The sequence below is a fragment of the Microbulbifer sp. SE14 genome, from assembly GCF_059834885.1.
Map to the genome: position 1 here is coordinate 106,233 of NZ_JCBAJA010000011.1, position 15,157 is coordinate 121,389.

Genomic DNA, 15,157 nt, shown 5'->3' on the forward strand with positions numbered 1-15,157 from the left:
ATAAGTTCCGCCGACTCGTCGCCGAACCGCTTTGCGGCTACTTTTCGGCTCCTCCCTCTGCGTACATACCCACGACCGCACCCACGAAGCCGCCGGCCACAGCGGAAGTCAGGACTTTCGAGTCTGCATCATCGACGACGGTTGAATACTTCTTGCCGTCCAGGCTGTAGGCAAAGTCCAACTCGGCCTTGTCCACGTCCATGCGCAGGTAGATGGGCGCACCGGGGGCAAGCGAGACTTTGGTTTCGGCAATGGTCTCGCCCCTGGCCGCGTTGTCTTTCCCGGCCTTCTTGCGCACCCGGAGCACAGTATCGCCGGAGGCATTCCTGCCCACGCCGAAGGCGTAGAAGTAGTCGTCACTTTGCAGGGCAAGCAATCCGGCTTCCTCCCCCTCGGTGCGGGGACTAAAGCGCATCTCTGTCCCGAATGAGGCCTTCATATGGGCCAGCCGACGGCCGACAAATGAGGGTTGTACGCGGTTGCCGATGCGGTCTTCTCTCGCCTCCAGATTCAGCGAGCCGTTCCCTGTGCTCCACCACTGCGAATGCGGCGTGCGGACAAAGAGCCAGTGTGGGCCGAGAGCATTTTCAGTGAACTCTTCGCGCACGGAAAAGTTTCCGGTCATTGCGCGTGCGGCGGGCTTGCCTTGCGGGAGGTTGGGCTTTTTCACCGCATAGGGCAGTGCGCGGCCTTTTTCCAGGATCACCGGCCAGCCGTCTTTCCAGCTTACCGGCAACATGAAGGTCTCCCGGCCCGTATGGAAGTTGCCCGGGTCCTGGGGCGGTGTAGCCAGGTCGTAGACCCGCGTGCCCAGGAACACGGCCCACCAGTCCCCGTTGGTATCCTGGAACATATCGGCATGGCCGGTGGCGGTCACCGGGTGCTCCCGGTCATCGGGCAGGCCGTACTGGGTCAGCACCGGGTTATCGGGATTGGCGGTGTAGGGCCCGAAAATATTTTCGGATTTGAACAGCAGCTGCTGGTGGTAATAGCCTGTGCCGCCGCCCGGAGCAGACAGGTAATAGGTGCCGTTCACCTTGTAGATGTGTGGCCCTTCCAGGTAATCCGTATTCCACTGGGGCACTTCGCCGCCGTCCACCAGCTGCACGTCTTCGGACAGCGGCTCAAAAGTGCGCGGGTCCACCTCCACGACGCGAATGTCGGTGTGGGCGGGGTAGCGCTTGTTCGCCGGCTCACCGTGGTGCACCACATAGGTTTTGCCGTCGTCATCGAAAAAGATGGAGGGGTCTATGCCACCCATGTACGGTATCCAGATGGGATCCGACCAGGGGCCCGCCGGGTCTTTCGCCGTGACGACAAAGTTTCCGCCGCAGCCGACACAGGTGTTGATCACATAGAAGGTGCCGTCGCGATACTCGATCGCCGGCGCATAGACACCGTTGTTGGGCAGTGCAAGTCCGTCGAACGACACCTGCTCCGGTCGGTGCAGGGCGTTGCCTATCTGGGTCCAGTTGACCAGGTCGCGACTGTGGAATACGGGAATGCCGGGAAAGAAGCCGAAAGTCGAATTGACCAGGTAATAGTCCTCCCCCACGCGAACGACACTCGGGTCCGGGTGATAGCCGGCCAGGATTGGGTTGCGGTACTCGTCGTCCGCCAGGGGTGTCTTGAACACCTCGTCGTCCCCCGCATATTCAAACCACGAAAAGCTGGCCGAGCCATCGGCTGGCGCTTTCTGGCTGTCGTCCTGCGCACAGGACAGGAGTAGCGCCATACATGCGGCGCCGATCAAAAGTTTTGCTTTCATATTCTTGTACCTTTATTACTGCACGTAGCGCGCAAGAAGCTGGATATAAGCCATCTGGTATCCGTTCGCGTTCTCGGTTACCGACCAGCTGGTGTTCATGAACGGTTGTCTACTCGGGGACGGCCCCGAAGAACAGATAAACCTCGCCCTGGTACCACTGCCCCAGCCTGCGCACCCGGTTGGGGCCGCCCTGGGGACCGTGCGCCTCCGGCGGGTGAAACTTGGTGCCTGTGGGGGCTATGCCGCTGAGCAGTGAGATATCCCCGGCGGGGAACGCGACACTCGTCTGCATCGGGTCCTTGGCCTCCTTCGGGGTGAACAGTCGCAGGAATGTATCTTCCGCGGTAGTGACCAGGGCGATGGGCATTTCCTGGGTTTCCAGTTGCGCCCAGTAGAGATCGCGGTGGAAGCCCTTGAACTCCGGGTATTCCCAGGACTGCCCGGTGACCGTGTCGTTGTAGTTCTTGTGCCAGGTATCGAAGGTCACGCCCTTGAGGCGGTTTTTCCACACCCGGTAGGGGCCGCGGCCCAGCCAGCGGACACCGGTGACCTTTTCCTCCGGGTAATCAAAGGTTACGCCCAGGTAGTCCTTTTCCACCTGTCCGGGGAATTGATAGGCGTAACCGAGCTGCAGCCAGCCGCCCGGGTGCAGGCGCCACTCGACCCGGCGCAGTTCGCCCTCGTATTGGGCGCTGACTACCTGAGCACCGTTCTCCTGCCGCAGGGAAATAGTCGACAGCTTGCCACCGCCGGAAACCAGCCGCGGGCCATTGCCCAGGGAGAGTTTTTTGCCATTCCGGCTGACTCCGGCCAGGCGCCCGTTATTCTTGTCGATCGTCAGCTGCAGGTCGCCGGTGCCGAGGCGGATCTGCGATTCGGTTTCCTCTGCGGTTACCGCGCCCTCACTGATTTGCACCAGGCGCCCGGCCATGGCCGCAGGCGAGATGATCATCCAGGTCCAGGTATAGATCTCCCGGCCGCTGGCGTCCGTCGCCGACAGGGCCAGTGCGTCCCGGGATTGCCAGTCTTCTGGCAGTGCCAGCCGCAGGCTGCCGGAGCGACCCGGGGCCACATCGGGCGCTTTGGCGCTGCCCCGCTCTGCCACTTTGTGAGCCACCGTGGTTTGAGCCGGGCCGGGAAAATCGATCAGTGCCCAGCGGAAATCCAGCTCGCGCAGGTTGGTGAAGTCGTAGCGGTTTTCGACCTGCAGCACGCCGTCAAAAGCGGCCGACAGGCGGCTCTGCTCGCTCTGCGGAAAATACACCGGTGACCAGATTTCTCGGATGGCAAAGAAGCTGCCCTCTTTTTCCCGGTAGGGCCCGAGGATACCGTCGGGGGCGGAATTGCCCGCGGTGTCGATGGCTCCGTCCCAGTCGTCGCGCACCAGGCCCTCGTCGAGCAGGGCCCAGATAAAGCCGCCGGCGGACAGGGGGTTTTGCAGCATGCGTTTCCACCAGTCGTCCAGGCCCGCACCGGCGCCGCCGTCGTAGAGGCTGTGCAGGAATTCGGTGGGCATAAATACCTCGTTGCCGCCGAACAGGCTGCCGGTGCAGCAGTCGTAGCGCTCGTAGTGGGCGGTATTGATGCCGCCAAACAATTCCCAGGGGTGGATCACCGGGCGGCGCTGGATATCCCAGTGGTGGTAGTCCCCGTCCAGCTCGGTATTCCAGCCGCCCTCGTTGCCGTTGGCCCAGATAATTACCGAGGGGTGGTTGTGGTCGCGCAGGATCAGTTCCTTCACCAGCGGCCGGCCCGCCTGGGTGCTGTAGGCATTCTGCCAGCCTGTGAGTTCATTGATCACGTAGAGTCCCAGCTCGTCGGTCATTTCCAGGAAATGCCTGTCTGGCGGGGAGTGCCCCACGCGCACGGCGTTCATGTTCATCTCCTTCATCAGCTCCACGTCCCGGCGGCTGATTTCCGGGCTGGTGGTGCGCCCGGAATCGGGCCAGAAGGAGTGGCGGTTGGCGCCTTTCAGGCGCACCTTGCGGCCGTTGACATAGAGTCCGTCCCGCGGGCGGACTTCGATGGTGCGGAAACCAAAAATCTCCTCCACCCGGTGCAGAGTCTTGTTGCGGCTGCGGAGTTCGAAGATGGCTTTGTAGCGGTGGGGTTTTTCCGCGCTCCAGGGAAGGATGCCTTTCGCCCGGGTTTCCACGGAAACCTGCTTTTGTCCCGGAGAGATTTTTGCCGAAAACGGCCGGCCTATGCGCTTGCCGTCGAGGGTGGTGATCTCCGCACGCAGTGAATCGGCGCTGTCGATGCCGCCCAGGAAAACCGAGCCGCGAAAATCGCCGCTATGCCCGGCGTCCAGGGCCGCGCGTTGGATATGCTCCGCCGGCCTGGCCTCCAGCCACACCGGCCGGTAGATGCCGCTGAACATCCAGAAATCCGCGCGGCGCTCGGCGAGATTGACGGACTCGTCGTCGGAATAGCGGGTGACCCTGACTTCCAGCAGGTTGTCTTCGCCGTATTTCAGGTGTTCGCCGATATCGTAGCGGAATTCATAAAATCCGCCCCGGTGGACCGGGCTGGCCAGAGAGCCATTGACACGCACTTCGGTGTCGGTCATGGCGCCGCCGAAGACGATTTCAATATCCTTGTCCCGCCAGTCGGCGGGCACGCTAAAGGTGTGGCGGTACTGCCCCTCCCGGTCCGGTGCCGCCGGTTCCTCCCAGTCGCTCCAGTAGTGATAGCTGCCGAAGCCCTGCGTCTCCCAGTTGGAGGGTACCGGAATAGTGGTCCAGTGCCCGCTGTTGCGGCCGCCGCTGATCTTGAACTGCCAGTCGACGGTATGGTCCTTGTCGGTGCCGCTTAGGTATTGGATTTCCGTCGAAACGGCAAAGGCCATCGCGGAGAAAATCAAAAGGAATAACGTGGATGTCGCCCGGCAGGTCACGGCTTGCCTCATATTTTTCTATTTGCAGGAGATTTTCTGTAGGAGCCTGCAATCAGGCCCCTAAGGCACAATGTTGTGAGTCACGGGTCCCCAAAATCACCACCAGGTCGTATAGAGTGCAACCAGTATCAGGGTGACGCCGATGGCGGCCAGGTTGAAACTCTGACTGGTGGCGAAACTGACTTCACCCAGGGATATCACATCGCCACCGCTGCCAACGGCAGTGCGATCGCGGTTTTCCAGTAGCGAGATAACCACCGCCAGCGCCAGGCAGATCAGGAATACCAGGCCCATGCGGTCCATAAACGGCAGCGCCGGCCATCCGAGTTTCAGTGCCAGCGACAAGGCCGCCGAACCAATGGCGACCACCAGTGCCGAGTTGGCGGTGGCGCGCGGCCAGAAGACACCGAGTGCGAACAGCACCGCGATGCCCGGAGTAAAGAAGCCGGTGAATTCCTGGATATACTGGAAAGCCTGCTCGAACTGACCCAGCAGCGGCTGCGCGCAGAGCATGCCCAGGGCCAGCGACACCAGGCTGGCGATGCGCCCCACTTTCACATAATGCCGCTCACTTTTTTGCGGCTGGTAGCGGGAATAGATGTCCATGGTGAAGATGGTGGAGATACTGTTGGTCATGGAGGCCAGCGAGGAGACGATGGCCGCCACCAGTGCCGCAAATACCAGCCCCTTGAAGCCCACCGGCATCAGGTTCATCAGCTGGGGGTAGGCCTGGTCCGGGCGCTCAAGGTCGGGAATCAACAACACTGCGGCGATGCCCGGCAGCACCACGATTACAGGCATCAGCAGTTTCAGGTAGGCGGCGAAGGCGATACCCTTCTGGCCCTCTTCTATGGACTTCGCGGCGAGCGCCCGCTGGATAATGTACTGGTTGAAACCCCAGTAGGCGAAGTTCACAATCCACATGCCGCCGAGCAGCACCGAGATACCCGGCAGGCTCATATAATGGGGGTTGTCTTCCGAGAGGATCATATCGAACTTCTCCGGAGCCCTCTGGGTGAGCTCCGCAAAGCCGGCGAGAATCCCTTGCCCTTCCGAAATCAAATCCAGCGACAGGTAGGAGAGCATCAGCCCGCCCATCACCAGCAGCACCACCTGGATGATATCGGTGAGTGCCACCGCCTTGAGGCCACCGTAGAGGGAGTAGGCCGCGGAAAACAGGCCCAGGAACAGCAGCCCGAACAGCAGCTCGACGCCGGCGATGGCGTTGACGGCCAGGGCTCCCAGCCACAGCACCGAGGTCAGGTTTACAAAGACATAGACGCCCAGCCAGAAAATGGCCATTACCAGTTTCACACGATGGTCGTAGCGCTGTTCAAGGAACTGGGGCATGGTGTAGATGCCCTTGCGCACGAACACCGGCAGGAAATATTTGCCGACGAGTATGAGCGTGATCGCCGCCATCCATTCGTAGGAAGCGATGCCCAGGCCGATAGCATAGCCGGAACCGGACATGCCGATAATCTGCTCCGCGGAGATATTGGCCGCGATCAGCGAGGCCCCCACCGCCCACCAGGGCAGGCCCTTGCCGGCGAGGAAGTAGTCCTGGGTGTTTTTCTGGTGGCCGCTTTTCTCCCGGGAAACCAGGTAGCCTATGGAGACCAGCATCGCCACATAGGCGATAAAGATCAGCAGGTCGACGGTTGCTAGTTGCATGGTTCTCACCTTTTCTGCAATTTATTATTTGGTTCTGTAGGGCGGATAAGCGCTACGGCTTTCGATCTTTCTATCCCGGAGTCTGCGGTTCGCCCATAACGATGCCGCGCCCGTCGGTGGCCACATAGACGCGGCCGAAATGGCGCGGGTCGCCGGCAATGGTACGAAAGCGCCGGCCGTACTCGTGTCGCTCATCGTTGATCCGCAGCCAGCGGTGGCCGCCGTCGTCGGAGCGCCAGATGGCGCGGACACCTTCGCGGTTGCCGATGGCGAAGAGCGCCGGCTCGTTTCTCCCCGGGGGTACTTTGCCGAAGGCCATCTGTTCCACGGCGATATCGCTTTCCACGCGTTTGAAATTGCGGCCGCTGTCGGTGGAGCGATAGAGCCCCTTCCGCGATACCAGCCACAGCTCCCCCTCGCTACCCGGCGTCGCCAGCAGGGGCCAGGGCTGTTCGCGATTGGTGGGTTCATCCGCGTGCAGGTCTTCCGGGAGTCCTCGGCTTCCCACCGATGAAAAGCTGGCCCCTCCATTTACACTTTTATGGATTTCGCCCGTGGCGAAATCCAGTGCGTAGAATTTCATGGCATCCACTCTGTCGGCCACCGGCCGCGCCTGCAGCGGCAGCCCTTTTACCGGCTGCCAGCTATTTCCGCGGTCGCGGCTGATCTGCGGCACCGGGGCCACAAATACAAAAGTGTTGCCATCGGCGGAGACGGTGATGGCGTTGTCGCCGCTCAGGTCGTAGCGCTTGGCGATGCCGCCGAAGTCCAGGGGCGGCACTGTGAGTGGTTGCCAGCTTTTGCCGTAATCCTCCGACCAGGCCAGGGTGGGCACAGGCCCCTTTGCCCGGTGCGGCGGTGTGCCGCTGCGCACGACGATATTGGGAGCCGCGCCGGCGTAATCGATCTGGTTGGTGTTGGCGAACAGCGGGCCGGTAAGCATGGTCCCGGGTGAGCGATCGAAATCCTCGTGTACAAAGCCACTGATATCGCCGAAGCCGGACAGCAGTTCCGGGCCTTCGGGCAGGCTGGTCAGTGCAATCACCGCAGTCTGTTCGATGCCCTTTACCCAGGGGCGCCACAGCAGCCTGTCCGCGCTCGCATTCTCCGTGCGGTAGACGGTGGCGCCGGTGGTGTAGGCAATTTCCTTTTCATCGAAGGGGTTGATCGCCAGGCCCGCGATCCACCAGCCGAAATCCGAGTCCCCGTCGCCCCAGTAGAGATAGGGCGTTGCACTGACGTCGCGCCGGCTGCGGGACTCCAGCTCGCGCCAGCTGTCGCCGCCGTCGTGGGACAGGTAGATGGTGTCGTGGGGGCGCCAGCGGTTGACCGTGGAGACGGCGACGATATCCGGATTCTGTCGGCTGACGGAGATTCCCATAAAACCGCCCTCTGCGCCCTTAGGCGGCGGGGTGATATCGCTCCACGTCGAGGTGCGGATATCCAGTTTGTACACGGCACCGGCTTTGATGCCGTTGGGGCCGATACTGTCGCTGTAGGCGATATAGAGGTCGTCACCGCCGAGGGCTGCCTTGACCGGCAGCAACTGCGGGCCGCCTTCGATCTTTTTCCAGTTCTCGCCACCATCACCCGAGCGATAGAGACCGGCTCCCTCCCTGTCCGCCACGGCGGCAAAGATGGACTTTTCCGCGAAGATCACGAAACTGATACCGGCATTGGTCGCCCAGCGCCTTTGCGGCAGACCCAGGCCCTTGTGCGGAAAAGACTTTACCCGGTGCCAGCTGGCGCCGCGATCGCGCGATTGCCAGAGGCCGTCGTGGCGGGAGCCGAAATACAGGATGTCGGTGTTGCGCGGATCCACCGCCAGCCGCTCACCCAATCCGCGGCCATCCTCGTTGCCGCCCATGCGAAAGGGTACCGGTACTGTTTCCCAGTGCTCACCGCGATCGAAGGAGCGCAGCATGGCGGCCGGGTTGCGCTTGTACATCCCCGCCGCCATATGTACCACATCCGGATCCCGCGGATCCGCGGCGATGCTCTCGATGCCGAAATAGCTGGATTCCGCCATCTGGTCCTGCAGCGGAATCCAGTACTGCCGATCCTTGTCCCAGCGATAGGCGCCGCCCATATCCGTGCGCAGATAGGCGAGGCCCTCCTCCGCCTCGCTGAAAATAATATTCGGCGCGAAGCCGCCGGCGCCAACGGTGATATTGCGCCAGTGGTAATTCTCTTCGGCTACGGCACCGTTGGTGGCGACAGCCATAAGAAATGTGGCAATCAGTTTCTTCAACATCTCGAATCCGCTATTCCCGCCGTTCCTACGGGAGTATTTAACTTGCGCCCAGTTGCGCCAGGAATTCCTCGTGGCGCGGCGCATGCGCACCGCCCGCGGCCACCGCGCGGCGCATTTTCTCCAGCACCTGTGCCAGCTGATCCGTATCCAGGCTATCTACGTCCGCCAGGTAGCGCCGGGGCCGGAAATGCAGGCCGTTGTAGATGGCCAGCCAGCTGGCCTCGCTGAAGGACTCCTGCTCGTAGACGAGCATTCGGCCGTCGTCGGCGAAGGCGTCCAGCTTTGCCTGCAGGGTGTCGGGTACCGACATTTCCCGCATCTGCCGCCAGAAGTCGGTGTCGTCGCGGCCGCTGAGCTTGTAGTGCAGGATGATAAAATCGCGGATGCGCTCGTACTCCGCGCGGTTGAGGCGATTGGCCTCGGCGGTTTTCGCTGGATCGGGAACCAGATCGGGCAGGAACTGCACCAGTTTCTCCACGCCGGTCTGGATCAGGGAGATGCTGGTGCTCTCCAGGGGCTCGATAAAGCCCGAGGCCAGACCCAGGGCGACACAGTTTTTGTGCCAGAATTTCTTGCGCATGCCGGCGGTAAAACGCAGCAACCGCGGCTCGCCCAGGGGATCGCCGTCCAGGTCTTGGAGCAGGGCCGCCCGCGCCTTTTCTTCGCTTGTGTGGGCACTGGAGAAGACGTAGCCGTTGCCGCTGCGGTGTTGCAGGGGTATCCGCCAGCGCCAGCCCGCATCGAGCGCCGTGGCTCGCGTGTAGGGCGGTGCTTCGCCTTCGCGCTGGCTCTGTACCGCCAGGGCGCTGTCCACCGGCAGCCAGTGATTCCAGTTTTCGTAGCCGGTGGCCAGGGCGCCTTCGATCAGCAGGCCGCGGAAGCCGGAGCAGTCGACAAACAGGTCGCCGCCGAGCCGGCCCCCGTCCGCCAACTGCAGCTCTTCGATGTCTCCGCTGTGGCTTTTCAGCAACACATTTTCGACTTTGCCCTCGATGCGCTCCACGCCGCGCGCCTCCGCGTAGTTGCGAAGGAAGCGGGCGTAGCGCGCGGCATCGAAATGGTAGGCGTAGCTATAGAGGGCGAGGGGATTGCTGGCATTGTCGTCCGGCTGTGCAAAGCGTCCGGCCCTGGCCATGGCAATGGAGAGGCAGTAGTCCTCTAACGGCGCCGCGCGGCCCAGCTTGTGCAGTTTCACCCAGCAGGGAAAAAAGGGCAGGCCGCCGACAGGCGCGCCGAAGTCCGCAAAGGGATGGAAAAAGCTCTCCCCGCGCCTGTGCCAGTCGGCAAACTCGATGCCCAGCTTGAAGGTGGCACCGGTGGCTGCGACAAAGTCCCGCTCGTGAATGCCCAGGTACTGGTTCAGGCGGATGATCCCGGGCACGGTGGCCTCGCCCACGCCCACGGTACCTATCTGTTCCGATTCCACCAACTGGATTTTCAACGGGTGGTTGCGGTAGTGGCGGGATAGAACGGCGGCGGCCATCCAGCCGGCGGTGCCCCCGCCGACGATGGTGATTTTGTTTATAGGTGTAGCTGCCATATCTTGCTCTTATTTCACAGCCGGCATTTCTGTAGGAGCGGCGGGGCGGGCCCGCGGCCCGCCTTGCCGAGCTGGAGCTCGGCGCTCCCAGGGATCAAGCGGACTTTTTCAGGACCAGCTTCTCTCCCTTGTACTCCACAGACTGTGCCGGCTCGGCCTCGAAATCCGCCGCGCTGTCGCCCTCGGCGATCCAGCGCACGCTGATCTTCCGGGTCTCGGCCATGCCCTCGAAGCTGCCGATACGCTTGCCGATTACCAGTTCGCCACTGGCGTCGTCGTAGCGCACCGGAATCCGCGACCACTGGCCCTTCTCGTAGCCGTAGCTCACACCGTCGTCCTCGTAGATCTCGAAGCTGCCGTCCGCGCCGGTGAACACGTTCAGGGTCAGCGGCAGGTTCAGGCTCTCGCCGGTGTGCTGGATTTCCGGGCCGGTGGGCAGGATGCTGCCGGCTTTGACGAACAGCGGCATGCGCGAGTAGGGCGCGGCGGTGTCGATGGTCTGGCCGCCGGAGTATTTCTCGCCGCTGTCGAAGTCGTACCAGTCGCTGCCCGCAGGCAGGTAGACGTCGCGGGAGCGGGCACCGTATTCGTACACCGGGTTCACCAGCAGGGATGGGCCGAACAGGAACTGGGTGTTGATGTCGCGCACGTTGGGATCGGCTCCGAAGTCCATCGCCAGGCCGCGCATCATGGTGCCGTCCTTGTGATGGGCGTCGCCGGCCAGGGTGTAGATGTAGGGCATCAGGCGATAGCGCAGTTTGGTGTACCAGACCATGCTGTCGTAGGTCTCGCTGCCCTCGTCGGCGACGTTGTAGATTTCCCGGTAGGGGTTCTGGCCGTGGGCGCGGAACAGCGGGGTGAAGGCGCCGAACTGGAACCAGCGCAGGTTGAGTTCCTGCCACTCCTGCTTTTCGCTCTCCGCCATCTGCGTGTAGTGGCCGACGACGGTGTCACCGTTGTAGCGGTAGCGGTCCTCCGGCGTGAAGCCGCCGATATCGAAGGTCCAGTAGGGCATGCCCGCCATGCCGACGCCGACGCCCGCGGCGATCTGCTCCTTCAGGTTGGACCAGCGGGAGACCACGTCGCCGCTCCAGATGGCGGAACCGGTGCGCTGTATGCCGCCGAAGCCGGAGCGGGTGAGGATAAAGCTGCGCTTGTGGCCATCGGTTTCGCGCTCGCCCTGGTAGACACTCTCCGCGTGGGGCAGGGCGTAGGCATTGAATACCTCGGCGCCGGTGCCCAGGGCATTGGGGGTGATCAGGTCCTTGCGGTGCTCGAAGGAGAGGTTGGAGTGGATATCCGGCTCCACCGCATCCAGCCACCAGGCGTCGAAGCCGAGCACATTGAGTTTGTCCCTGATCTGGCCCCAGTAGATCTCCCTGCACTCGGGACTGTAGGCGTCGTAGAAGGTGTTCAGGTAGCCAGAGCCTATCCAGTCGAGGTTTCCCTGCTCGATGTTCTTGTTGAACATGCAACCTTTTTCATTCAGCACCTTGTAGTTTTCCGTGGTGGGATAGAACTTGGGCCACACGGAGATCATGATATTGGCATCCAGCTCGTGGACCCGGTCCACCATGCCTTTCGGGTCGGGGAAGTGCGCCTTGTCGAAATCGTGGCTGCCCCAGGCGTCCTCCGGCCAGTAGGACCAGTCGAGCACGATATTGTCGATGGGGATCTCGCGCTCGCGGTATTCCTCCAGTGCGTCCACCAGTTCGTCCTGGGACTTGTAGCGCTCGCGGCTCTGCCAGAAGCCGAAGGCCCACTTGGGCAGCATGGTGGCCTTGCCGGTGAGTTGGCGGTAGCCGGAAATCACTTCGTCCTTGTCGTCGCCGGCGACGAAGTAGTAGTCGACGGCCTTGCCGGTGTCGGCGCTGAAGGAAAGCTGTTGTGCTTCCTCCGCCGGGCGCGGCGCATACTGCAGCAGGCGCAGGTAGCCGCCGCCGACCTTCCAGTCCAGGTCCAGCTCGTACTTGCGGCCCGCCTGCATTTCCACTTTGGCGTTGTGGTACCAGGGGTTCCAGTTCATGCGCCAGCGGTCCAGCAGCTCCTCACCGTCCAGGGACAGGGTGGCGTAGCCGCTGGAGTACATCTTGAATTCGTGCTCGCCGCTGTGCTTCGGTTCGATGCGGCCGCTCCACTCGATGCGCAGGTCCTTTGCGTCGGCCACCTCTTCCGGCAGCGGGACTTCGCGCACGCTGCCGTGGGACAGGAACTGGTAGTTCAGGTCCGCCTCGGTGCGCGTGAGTTTGAGTTCGTCGCCGTCGTAGTAGCGGGCGGTGAGGCCGCCTTTGTTGCCTTCGGCATCGTAGAGTTCAAACTCCGCGGCCAGCGGCTGCGGCGGCTGCGGATCGCCCAGGCGGCTGATGCCGGTGTTGTTCCACAGCAGGCCGTAGTTGCGGCTGGAAACCAGGTAGGGTATGGCAATTTCCAGATTGTAGGTGGTGAGTTCGATATTCTCGCCGGCGTAGTTGACGCGGCCGTCCTGCTGCTGGCCCAGGCCGTAGAAGGCCTCGCCGGGCAGGCGCTGGAAGCGCTGGCGCACGGAGTAGGAATCGGCGTCCACCGGGCCCGGCTCGCCGACCACCGGCGCCAGGCTGCGGCCCGCTTCTGTCAGCAGTGTCTCGCCATCTGCGCCCTTGAATTCCACCGCGCCGTTCACAAGGGAGATCTCCGCGGCAATCCCTGCGGTTTTAACGATCAGCTCCCCGTCGGCCTCGGTGACGGAAAACTCTGTCTGCTGCGGCTCGGCCACCACCATCAGGGTGTCGGGCAGGTTGTTGAAGTCCTGCTGTGGTGTGGCGGTGATGCGGATGATGTCTTCGTCGATGACCTGCAGGCGGACTTTTTTGAAGTCGCCGCCAGTCGGGGTCACCACGGCACCGTCTTTGGTCTGCTGCCAGCTGGCGTGGGTTTGCAGGCTCTGCTCCTGTCCGCCGTCGCAGGCGTAGAGCCAGGGGAAGAGAGCCAGTGCCATCAGGGGGCGTGCGTGAACTTTGTATTTTTTCATGGTCCTGTCCGTACTCAATTTGTTATCAAATTCTGTAATTCTGGATTTTCCCATCCTACGAATCTGTGCCTGTAGGAGCCTGCTTGCAGGCGAAAAGCTACGGACTTCCGCTCTTTTTCGCCTGCAAGCAGGCCCCTACAATTGCAAGTCCCGAGTCCCGAATTACTCCGTCTTGTAAGTGGCGAGCTTCACTTTCAGCACATGGGGTCTGCTGGTGAAATTCAGCCCCCAGTCCGTCTGGTCACCGTTCCATACCCGCTCGAAAATCCATTCGCCGTTTTCAAAGTGGCCCTCTTCAACCCGGGCCATCATGAACTGCTCGCCCTCCAGCTCGCGCTTGGGGGAGAAGCTCACTCGCGCGCGCAAGGCGGTTACCAGGTATTCGTTATTGCCCAGTTCCGCGATCACGGCGCCGCCGGAAGAGGGCGTATTGCCCTCGGGCGGGGCTATCCAGAACATGGGGCGGCCGTAGGTGACCTCGGCGGTCCAGTCCCCCAGGTCCAGGCGCTGGGTGTAGGCCTCGCCGTTCTTGTCCCCTTCTTCGCCCTCAGTGGTCTGGGCATTCCACAGGTTATTGTCCTTGTAGGTGTCCACCGGCTCGGACACGCCCCAGGTGCGCTTCCGGTAGCTGATATCGGCCCACTCCCGCGCCATGGGCCCAAAGAAGCCGTACAGCTCGGCGAAATGGCCGATGGTCTCATCGTCCATTTTCTCCGCCCCAAGCGGAAAATTGGTGTAGTCGGTGTAGTCCATGCCGAAGGGCGCAAAACCTAGGGCGCCGTGGCCCAGGGCGGTGAAGAAGTATCGGGCGTAGGGCTGGTCATTGCCGATCTCGGCGATATACAGAGGGTTGTCATCACGCGTGTATAGCTCCATCACCCTGGCGGCGGTCTTGTGGTCGCGGAAATAGATGTCCGGCGAGATCATGTCGATACTGGGAGCGGCGGATTTCCAGATGTGGATGACGTTGTCGGTGGCTCCGCCGCTGGAGTACTGGCCGGGCTTGCCCGGGTTGAACGGGTTGCGAAGGGCCACGTTCACGTACATGGGCAGCGCGTAGACCGATTTGCCGGCCGCGGCGATTTCGTCGACATAGCGGGCGATATGCCAGGCGTGGAAGAACTCGTCGGCGTCTTTGCCGAACACGGATTTCCAGTTGCCGGGCTTTTTACCCACATCCGCGAGCAGTTTTTCCGGTACCGCCTGCTCAAACACCTTCTGTGCCGCAGTGGAGAAGTCGCGGGCGGAGCCATAGGTGCCCACTTCGTTTTCCACCTGCACCATGATCACGGTGCGCTGCTCATCCACTTTCTTCAGATGCCGCATCAGTGCCACGAAAGCCTTCTTGTCCGCCTCCAGGGTGGTGCGGAAGTGCGGCGACAGGGAGTTCAGGGTCTTGCCTTCCCCGGTGATGACCCGCGGGAAGCGCTTGTTGTCCAGCTTGACCCACTCCGGCGCATAGGCTGGGCCGTTGTTCTTCCAGGTGGCGAACCACAGCAGCACCAGGCGCACATCTCTTTCCCGCGCCTGCGCCAGCAGGGTATCCACAAAGGAGAAATCGAATTCCCCTTCCTCCGGCTCCACCTGTTCCCAGGCCACCGGAATGACCAGGGTGTTGGCCTGCATCTTCTCCACCACCGGCCACACATCGGGCAGGGCCGCGACGTAGTTGGCGGAGTTGTTGGTCTGGGCACCGAGAATCAGGTAGGGTGCGCCGTCCACCATCAGGGCGTGGCGGCCACTTTCATTGATAAGTTGGGGGATGGGTCTGTCACTTTTAGCCGATGCCAGGCAGCTGGCGAACAGCAGGAAAAGCGCAGACAAAATGACTTGATAATTCACTCTGTTCATTGGCATAGACATAAGAAATTGGGAAAAAAGGGGGCTCTTGCGAGCCCCGCAAGCATGCGGTGGTGCAATCCAACGGGGATCGGATTTGCACCACCTAGACGAGTCTAGAAATTGATCCTGACGCTGGCCTGGGAGTGGGTGTAGGCGTGATGATTGCCGATATCTCC

7 protein-coding genes are annotated in these 15,157 nt (G+C 62.0%); all 7 read right to left on the reverse strand.

All coding sequences use genetic code 11. The features are described from left to right. Positions 1 to 37: 37 nt before the first annotated feature. Complete coding sequence (locus tag AC6R19_RS09985) at positions 38 to 1,768, reverse strand: glycoside hydrolase family 43 protein (protein ID WP_500579673.1); 1,731 nt, start codon at positions 1,766 to 1,768, stop codon at positions 38 to 40. A gap of 109 nt (positions 1,769 to 1,877) precedes the next feature. Next, positions 1,878 to 4,631, reverse strand: coding sequence for a glycoside hydrolase family 2 protein (locus AC6R19_RS09990; RefSeq protein ID WP_500579674.1), 2,754 nt, complete (start codon positions 4,629 to 4,631; stop codon positions 1,878 to 1,880). 129 nt (positions 4,632 to 4,760) lie between these two features. Then, positions 4,761 to 6,338 (reverse strand): sodium/sugar symporter, encoded by a 1,578-nt coding sequence (locus AC6R19_RS09995; protein WP_500579675.1) that lies wholly within the window; start codon positions 6,336 to 6,338, stop codon positions 4,761 to 4,763. 70 nt (positions 6,339 to 6,408) lie between these two features. Next, positions 6,409 to 8,592, reverse strand: coding sequence for a WD40/YVTN/BNR-like repeat-containing protein (locus tag AC6R19_RS10000; RefSeq protein ID WP_500579676.1), 2,184 nt, complete (start codon positions 8,590 to 8,592; stop codon positions 6,409 to 6,411). Positions 8,593 to 8,629: 37 nt separating this feature from the next. Then, complete coding sequence (locus AC6R19_RS10005; RefSeq protein WP_500579677.1) at positions 8,630 to 10,132, reverse strand: tryptophan halogenase family protein; 1,503 nt, start codon at positions 10,130 to 10,132, stop codon at positions 8,630 to 8,632. A 94-nt stretch (positions 10,133 to 10,226) separates the two neighbouring features. Next, positions 10,227 to 13,139 (reverse strand): TIM-barrel domain-containing protein, encoded by a 2,913-nt coding sequence (locus tag AC6R19_RS10010; protein ID WP_500579678.1) that lies wholly within the window; start codon positions 13,137 to 13,139, stop codon positions 10,227 to 10,229. Between the two features lie 162 nt (positions 13,140 to 13,301). After that, positions 13,302 to 14,981 carry a DUF5597 domain-containing protein gene (locus tag AC6R19_RS10015; RefSeq protein ID WP_500579679.1) on the reverse strand — a complete coding sequence of 560 codons (1,680 nt, stop codon included), beginning with the start codon at positions 14,979 to 14,981 and terminating at the stop codon, positions 13,302 to 13,304. Between the last annotated feature and the right edge of the window lie 176 nt (positions 14,982 to 15,157).

Excerpts from the sequence above, each read along its gene's own strand:
- AC6R19_RS09995 (WP_500579675.1), bottom strand. The coding sequence starts at position 6,338 with ATGCAACTAGCAACCGTCGACCTGCTGATCTTTATCGCCTATGTGGCG.
- AC6R19_RS09985 (WP_500579673.1), bottom strand. The coding sequence starts at position 1,768 with ATGAAAGCAAAACTTTTGATCGGCGCCGCATGTATGGCGCTACTCCTG.
- AC6R19_RS10000 (WP_500579676.1), bottom strand. The coding sequence starts at position 8,592 with ATGTTGAAGAAACTGATTGCCACATTTCTTATGGCTGTCGCCACCAAC.
- AC6R19_RS10005 (WP_500579677.1), bottom strand. The coding sequence starts at position 10,132 with ATGGCAGCTACACCTATAAACAAAATCACCATCGTCGGCGGGGGCACC.
- AC6R19_RS10010 (WP_500579678.1), bottom strand. The coding sequence starts at position 13,139 with ATGAAAAAATACAAAGTTCACGCACGCCCCCTGATGGCACTGGCTCTC.